At 38.2% G+C, this 7,226-nt stretch carries 7 protein-coding genes; 2 read left to right on the top strand and 5 right to left on the bottom strand.

Annotated elements, in window-relative coordinates:
* The first annotated feature begins 65 nt into the window (after positions 1-65).
* Both ORQ98_RS19515 and ORQ98_RS19510 read left to right on the top strand, forming a co-directional pair.
* A complete protein-coding gene (locus ORQ98_RS19515) occupies positions 66-446 on the top strand; it encodes a hypothetical protein (RefSeq protein WP_274690495.1) in 381 nt (126 codons plus the stop codon).
* Between the two features lie 380 nt (positions 447-826).
* On the top strand, positions 827-2,458 hold the full coding sequence (locus ORQ98_RS19510; protein WP_274690494.1) for a diacylglycerol kinase family protein: 1,632 nt from the start codon (positions 827-829) through the stop codon (positions 2,456-2,458).
* A gap of 265 nt (positions 2,459-2,723) precedes the next feature.
* On the opposite strand, the gene ORQ98_RS19505 is transcribed toward ORQ98_RS19510, so the two are convergent.
* The 5 genes from ORQ98_RS19505 to ORQ98_RS19485 form a co-directional block, all read right to left on the bottom strand.
* Complete coding sequence (locus tag ORQ98_RS19505) at positions 2,724-3,173, bottom strand: hypothetical protein (protein ID WP_274690493.1); 450 nt, start codon at positions 3,171-3,173, stop codon at positions 2,724-2,726.
* A gap of 436 nt (positions 3,174-3,609) precedes the next feature.
* Positions 3,610-4,155 carry a riboflavin synthase subunit alpha gene (locus ORQ98_RS19500; protein WP_274690496.1) on the bottom strand — a complete coding sequence of 182 codons (546 nt, stop codon included), beginning with the start codon at positions 4,153-4,155 and terminating at the stop codon, positions 3,610-3,612.
* Positions 4,156-4,188: 33 nt separating this feature from the next.
* Positions 4,189-5,151 (bottom strand): tripartite tricarboxylate transporter substrate-binding protein, encoded by a 963-nt coding sequence (locus ORQ98_RS19495; RefSeq protein WP_274690492.1) that lies wholly within the window; start codon positions 5,149-5,151, stop codon positions 4,189-4,191.
* A 259-nt stretch (positions 5,152-5,410) separates the two neighbouring features.
* Positions 5,411-5,647 (bottom strand): hypothetical protein, encoded by a 237-nt coding sequence (locus tag ORQ98_RS19490; protein WP_274690491.1) that lies wholly within the window; start codon positions 5,645-5,647, stop codon positions 5,411-5,413.
* Positions 5,648-5,754: 107 nt separating this feature from the next.
* Positions 5,755-7,179, bottom strand: a complete 1,425-nt coding sequence (locus ORQ98_RS19485; protein WP_274690490.1) for an RtcB family protein — start codon at positions 7,177-7,179, stop codon at positions 5,755-5,757.
* Positions 7,180-7,226: the final 47 nt, after the last annotated feature.

Here is a 7,226-nt window from a genome sequence, read left to right as displayed (position 1 = left end):
TCATGGGTAATGGATTAGCTGAGTTTGCAGATTAGGTACTCAGTTACACCTAAAAATGATTCGTTATGGGTATATTTCAATTACCAGCACTTTCGCCGACTGCACAAGCAGCCTGTCCTAATATAAATTGCTCAAATATCAGTGCATCCACTTGGACTCATATACAAAACAGTTATTGTACTAACCAGTGTGTAGATAACGGTAATAGTACCTTTAATGCCAATCACTGCCTTTCATTAGAAAAAATGACCGAGCTTTGTAATGCAATAGTAGCAGCAGATAGCTGCAACGAGGTGCCTTTAAGAGGAGGTAGAATCATGGGTACCGGCACTTTGATAGACGATTTAGGAGAGCAAGGCAGTAATGCATGCGCTACAACAAATAAAGCAAGCATCGTATACCAAACAAGTTATGATCAAGTTCTGACAATGTTTCCAGGGCCATAAGCTGCGTAGAATGCTAGGAGAGTCGCGCCTCCTAGCATTTAAGTGGGCTCTAATGAAAACCTTCCCCTCCTTAACACACTCTTTTCAATGTGAACAATTTGTCATACAACCTCTTGATGTCAATTACTGACCATACTAAAGAGACACCGTTTAGCTATTCAGAAAAGCTCTCTCATTATTTAGAAAGTCAAATTCCAGTTATTGTTTAATAATCAATTCAAGTATCTTAAGATCAACAATTATAGCTTTCACTTATTGGAGTTATTACTGAGCAATGCAAGAATGGTTGGATATACCAAGTCAATGTTTGTTTGATCAATATGCATTTATTCCAACCAAATCAATGAGTAAAAATTACGGTTGAATCTTGGGATCTTCCTATGACACATGCTTTAATCTATACCACTTCAGGGTTGAGTTTAATAGCAGTAGCAGCAATACCTTTACCATGGCTAATGCGCGCTTTCTTATTTTGGACAGGATTATCCTTGTTAGTTGTTGGTATCGCCTATCACATTAACCGCCCAGAAGTCTTTCGCAAAAGAGCTGATGGCACTATACCTCTTTATATTCGCTGGCTATTCATTCCTTTTTTGTGGGGCTCAACACTCTACAACCTGTGGGCAAAACGTACAGATAACGTTCCTGCTTTGCAAAAAATAGAAAACCATTTATTTCTTGGGTGCAGGCTTTCCAGCAGAGATATGGAAGTGCTTAACCGGCAAGACATCAGGGCCATACTTGATGTCACTGCTGAGTTTGATGCTTTAGACTGGTCAGCAGTGGCAGAAGAAATAGACTACCTGAACTTACCAGTACTTGATCAAGCACCACCCACAGCAAAACAATGCATTCAAGCGATACACTGGATTCATGCTCATGTTAGTAAAGGACAAAATGTATTGGTCCATTGTGCCATGGGCCGCAGCCGGTCGGCATTGATGGTGGCAGCTTATTTACTTAGTCAAAAAAGCCATTACTCACCTCAACAGATCATAGAAGAGCTTCGCTCTATCCGCAGGACTGTTAGACTGACAAAAAAGCAAGCAGAATTACTACAGAAGCTTTATCAAGAAGGCTCATTGCAAACTCAAAACAATGCTTGGTTGATTGTAAATCCCGTTGCTGGAGGCGGCAAATGGGAACAACATAAGCCCTATATTCTCAGTCATCTGGAACCCTATTTAAAACTTACTATCAAGTGCACAACACCAGAGATTAGCGCAGCTAGACTTACCCAGGAAGCAATACAAGACATGCCTGATATTATTATTGCTGGTGGAGGGGATGGAACTCTGGCAGAAGTAGCAGGCGAACTGATAGGAACAAAAATCGCTCTGGGTATCATGCCTTTGGGGACTGCAAACTCTCTCAGTTATGCAATTTGGGGAAATAGTGCAAAGCTAACGCCTATTGAGACTGCTTGTTTCAGCCTGACAGAAGGAAAAAGCCAATGGATAGATACTGCGCGGTGCAATGATAAAACCATGCTACTGATGGCAGGCATTGGTTTTGCGGAGAAAATGATCAAGCTAGCCGATCGAGACAAGAAAAACAATAATGGCCAGATTGCCTACATTCAAGGGCTATGGCAGGCTGCTCTTGAAAAACAGCATTATAACGTTAGGCTAACTCTGGATGATCAAGAGCCTGAACATATACATACCACGAGTCTTGTGATAGCAAATGCCGCACCTCCAACCAGTATTCTAGCCCAAGGTGGAGGTGCTCCCAATATCACCGACGGCTTGCTGGATATCACTTGGATTGACTCGGAAGATAAACATATAGAGCAATTAACTTCCCTGGCTAATTTAGCGGTTGCCGGAATTACAAATTCAGCAGCCGATATGGGGATTCAATACCGACAGGCTAAAACTGTTTTATTGGAGGTAGACCCTCCTATTGCCTACATGGTGGATGGTGAGCGAAATGAGCCCGATAGCTTGCGCATAGCGCTTAACCACAAGTCACTAAAAGTGATGGTTCCCATAGGCACAGAGTGTTGCTAAATAGTAAGCCAGGATTTCTCATAGTGCCCTCTAGCAAATGAATTTATTGCTGTTGATCTTAGTGGTGAAACTGCAAAATCACCTGCTACAGAGCCATGCTTGTAATGTCGTCTCCCCATTAAACTCAAACGGCTCTGTACTGAGGGTTAAAGCCTTATCCTCACTGACTGTTGATGCATTAATTACTCGGTCTATTGCTTAATATTATGTTACAACTGACACCTCAGCATCGACTGCTACACTGAAAAATAGCTATTAATTGGCATTAGGTAAGGTCTTTTTTAACCTGATGAATACGTTCGGCTAAAACTTGGTTTTGGTCCATTTCAGTAAACTCTATATGGCTACTATCACAAACATCATCATATTGTTTTATTTTGCTTAAAAAAATTTCTATCATATTGACTAGTTTATCGTAAGTGATTTTATCAAGGTGGTCTAATTCTGCTAATGCTTCGGTTGCTTTTTCGATAACGTCAGGCAATGCTTCTAACAAGTTTTGTGCTGTAGGCTCTTGATTGATTTGTTCTCTTTCTTTTAGCCAGTGTCGTAAGGAGAAAATTTCATCCTCTGTTAGTCTGGCCGCTACATGCGGTGCAACTTCTTTTAAATGACTATCGAATGAAACAACAACCTCTTCATTTATTTTGTTGGTTTTGCGGCTTTTATGCTTACGAATACAATGAATGCTAGCGCCTTCTAATTTGAATTGCATAATCCCCTCCTTTTTTAAAATTATACTTCATAACTTTGTGATATACATCATTTGGTGTTGTAATGATTACAATATTGTTAAACATAATCAAATGTATTTATAGTACTTAAATAGATTTAAAACAGGTATAAATATCAAGAAGATATAACTAATAAGTTTTAATAGCAAAACCAGTTAAACTTACAGACTGTTCACTTTTTCGACCTCTAAAAAACTTACAGGACTCTTTTACAGTATAGGTCCATTAGTTAGCTTATGGGGAGCAATAGAAGGTGTTGCTGGTTCCAGTTTTATTGGAGTTAATCAAAGAGTTAAAAAACAAATAGAAGCTTTAGAAACCCAACAACAAATTATATTATTTTCAACAGGAATTTTATCAAGAATATCTGTTGAAAATATTTGATCAATAGCTAGTCTTTGTACAACATTATTTATCCTATGACTGAGTTGTTTGCGACAGTGCAAGCTTGGAGTTTACCAATGCATTAAGGTCTATATTGTTTGCTTGAAGAAGTTGCTCAATCAATGGATATAACTTACCCAAATTTTCTTCTAAGGTAGTTTGTATAGTATCAACCACAACTTGGATACCTCGTTCAATTTCGATATTGACTGATGCACCTGGCTCTTTTTCTTCAAAAGTTGTCATTCGTCGTGTTTCAGGAATTAGCCAAACCTCAAAATACCCACTTTCTTTGCAGACTTCTGACACCGTTAAACTGGCACCATTGATAGCAATATAGCCTTTTGGGAAAACATATTTCTGCCACTTCTTTGGTAGCTCAATACGAACTCGGCAATTTCCTTCCTGTTCACTGATTTCAATAATAGCAGATCTGAAATCCACATGCCCAGATAAAGGATGACCACCTATTTCAGCACCATCTTTTGCAGCACGCTCAACATTAACAATCCCTCTCACTTTATGCTCACCTAAAGTGGTCACTAATAAGCTTTGCAGAATTACATCAAACTTAACAATATTTTTTCAGGCAGAGATTCTAACATATTTTCACTAGAACTTTAGCCCAAATTCGGAGAAAATTTTTAATGCTTCTTTGTGTTGGGCGCGCAAGAACTCATCAAACTCCTTAGAGTTCATAACCATTGATGTCCATCCATTATTTTTAAGTATTTTTTTCCACTCATCTGATTTAGTTAAGTCAAGTAAAGCCTTTTCATATATAGCAAAACGTTGATCCATCAAGTCCTTTCTTACAAAGAACCCCCTCCAATTAACAAATTCTATATTAATACCTTGTTCATATAATGTATCAATTTCTACTCCCTCAATTTTTTTACGGCTACTTACAGCCAATATAGTTAGTTTATTCTTTTTTGTTAGATCCAATAAAGCACCACTATAGCCACTAAACATCACGATTCCGCTACCTTCAAGTAAGGTATTAATCGCATTACTATCCCCCTCTCGAAATATAAACCGTAACTCATTCAAATTATCAACACCTGCTGCTTTTAATATAATTAGTGCAGCAATATGATCAATACTACCCTTAGACGAACCAAGAACAACTGGATTCCTGTGAGGGTTTTTTTGAATTTTATGAACTATCTCTCTGATTGATTTATAGGGAGAGTTTCCTCTAGTAATTACTGCTTCGTATTCACCAAGTAGCGCAACTAATGGCCTCAAATCTGAAAAACCTTTGTTATAAACTCCAAAGACTTTTCTATAAATTATTGGTGAGGACTGAATCATTACTGAGAATTTAAATTCAGAATTCTTAGTAAATGCTTGAAACCCTCTCCATCCCCCAGCCCCAACATAGTTAGTAAATGTTATGCTTTTTATAATATTGTTATTCACTAAGGCAGTACCTACAGTACGTGCAGTTATATCCCATCCCCCTCCCGCAGGTCCAGGTACTAGTATATGCAGCTCATCTAAGTTACTTGCAGAAGTTAACATGCAGTTAAGCAGCATAGAGATGAAAATACTTACAACTTTAGCTTTCATACCTCAATACATATATAAATTAAAATCTTTGATCATAATTTACTATAATAGGTTATTACAGATATTCTGCATCTTTAATAACCTATGCTCATAGTTTACTGCTTACTGACTTACTCCACCCCTTACCTAGGATAGCTTTCGTCGTCGCTAGCTACCCTAAAAGCCAGTCCTTTTATCTATAGCTAATGCAATTTTATTTTGACCACAAATCATACAAACAGAAAATCAGATAAAAAATCAAACCCATAAAACTGATAAACTATTCTTTTTTGTCAACAGTATTCTTCTTAAGAAAATCTAATTCTGGATACTGCTTAATAATTACTTCAAGTATCTTAAGATCAGCAATATTAGCTAATCGCGCAATCTCGCGCTGAAAATAATTATATTCATCATCTGACTCGCACCCTTCTTTTAGTATAGGAAGAAGAGAAAACAATTTTTTCATAATCTCTTCAAATGTATGTGTAACTAGTGTAGCTGATTCTTTATTCATAGTTTTCAGCACCCTAAAATCTATCTAGTTGACCTGGCCCTGACCTATATTTATATCAAGTCAGGGCTCATTTTTAGGTGTTAATAGAATAGTCAAAAATACTTAATTTAGCCTTTAAATGTTAGTAGAGGAGCTAACTTTGCTACTGGGCTCACAATGCCATTTTGGATCTGTACATCCACTACTGCATTAATATCTTTATAAGCACCAGGCGCTTCTTCAATTCGCCGATCTTCTTTTAGGGTTATACAATCAATACAACCTAACCCAATATCTTTACCATCCCGGTTCAACCTAAACATTTCATGTCGTGGTTTTGCTCGACCGGCACCATGAGAAGCTGAACATAAGAATGCCTGATTACCCAACCCCATCATTAGGTAGGAAGGATGCCCCATTGAACCAGGAATCAGCACTGGCTGTCCAGCATGCGCTGGCGTTGCTCCCTTACGATGAACATAGCAATCACTTTCTTGAGTTACGATATTATGTGGTGCATCGTACACTAGAGGCATTTCTATATTAGCTCCAAACACCTCTCTGATTCGACGCCTTACAATTTCCGCCAATAATAAACGATTTAAATTCGCATAATTAGCAGCTGTATTCATAGCAGAAAAATAGTCGTTTGCCAGTTCTCCATATAAAGGAAAGATACCTGCTTCTGGAAATTTTTTACCATTAGGCCACGCCCGTTTTGCTTTATCACTCCAATAATTCCCTACATGCAGACCCAGTGCACGAGATCCCGTATGAATCATTACCGAAAGCTGCCCCTTACGTAATCCCCAAGCAAATGCCTGCTTATTATCTGCTATATCTTCCAAGTATTGAAATTCAACAAAGTGATTACCACCACCAATTGTTGCTAAAGAGGCATCTCGAATACGGTTCCGCTTATCTGCCGTATGGCTTTCAGGCGCCCATTTACAACTACCCTGTAAGCTGCCGTATTCAAAAATAGATTCAAGCTCATTTTCTAACTGATTAAAATCAGCCGTTTGTAAATCGCCCATTGGGTGTTTTTTAATTTCATCAATCCAACCTAATAATCCATTTTGAAAAAGTGCTGCAAAACTAGAGATGGCCATAGGTAAGTCTCGGCTACCTAACAGCAAATCTCCTCGTAGTTTTTCTACTAATAAAGGCTTTTTTTCTTGCCATAAAGCGATATCAATATCCGCCACATGCAAGCGCATACCACAGTGAATATCCGTACCAATTGCTTGGGGAATAATAAAATCCTTTGTGGTAGATAAAACCGCACCTACTGGCACCAAAGAGCCAGCATGAAAATCAGGCGTTGCTCTAACAGCCTTAACAGCACCACCATTAGGGTGATAGGCCTCGGCAAAGCTCATTAACTGTTTTAGCGCCTTCCCATCCAGATCAAAATGTTCCGGTAAAAGAATCTGAACAGAAGAAACACTATTCTTGCCTTTTTTAGCAATTTGATAAACTGAATTAGCTTTTGTAACTGATAGATTTTGTTTGTTTAACGCTTTAACCAAGCGTTTAAAAGAAGTAGTCATGATAGCTACCAATGCTCGAAGGGCATTCTGTACTATAAATCTAGAAT

Origin of the sequence: Spartinivicinus poritis (assembly GCF_028858535.1) — a bacterium.
In the GTDB taxonomy this organism is placed as follows: Bacteria; Pseudomonadota; Gammaproteobacteria; order Pseudomonadales; family Zooshikellaceae; genus Spartinivicinus; species Spartinivicinus poritis.
The sequence above is the reverse complement of the archived record's forward strand: the minus strand, read 5'-3'. Positions and strand labels throughout refer to the sequence as shown.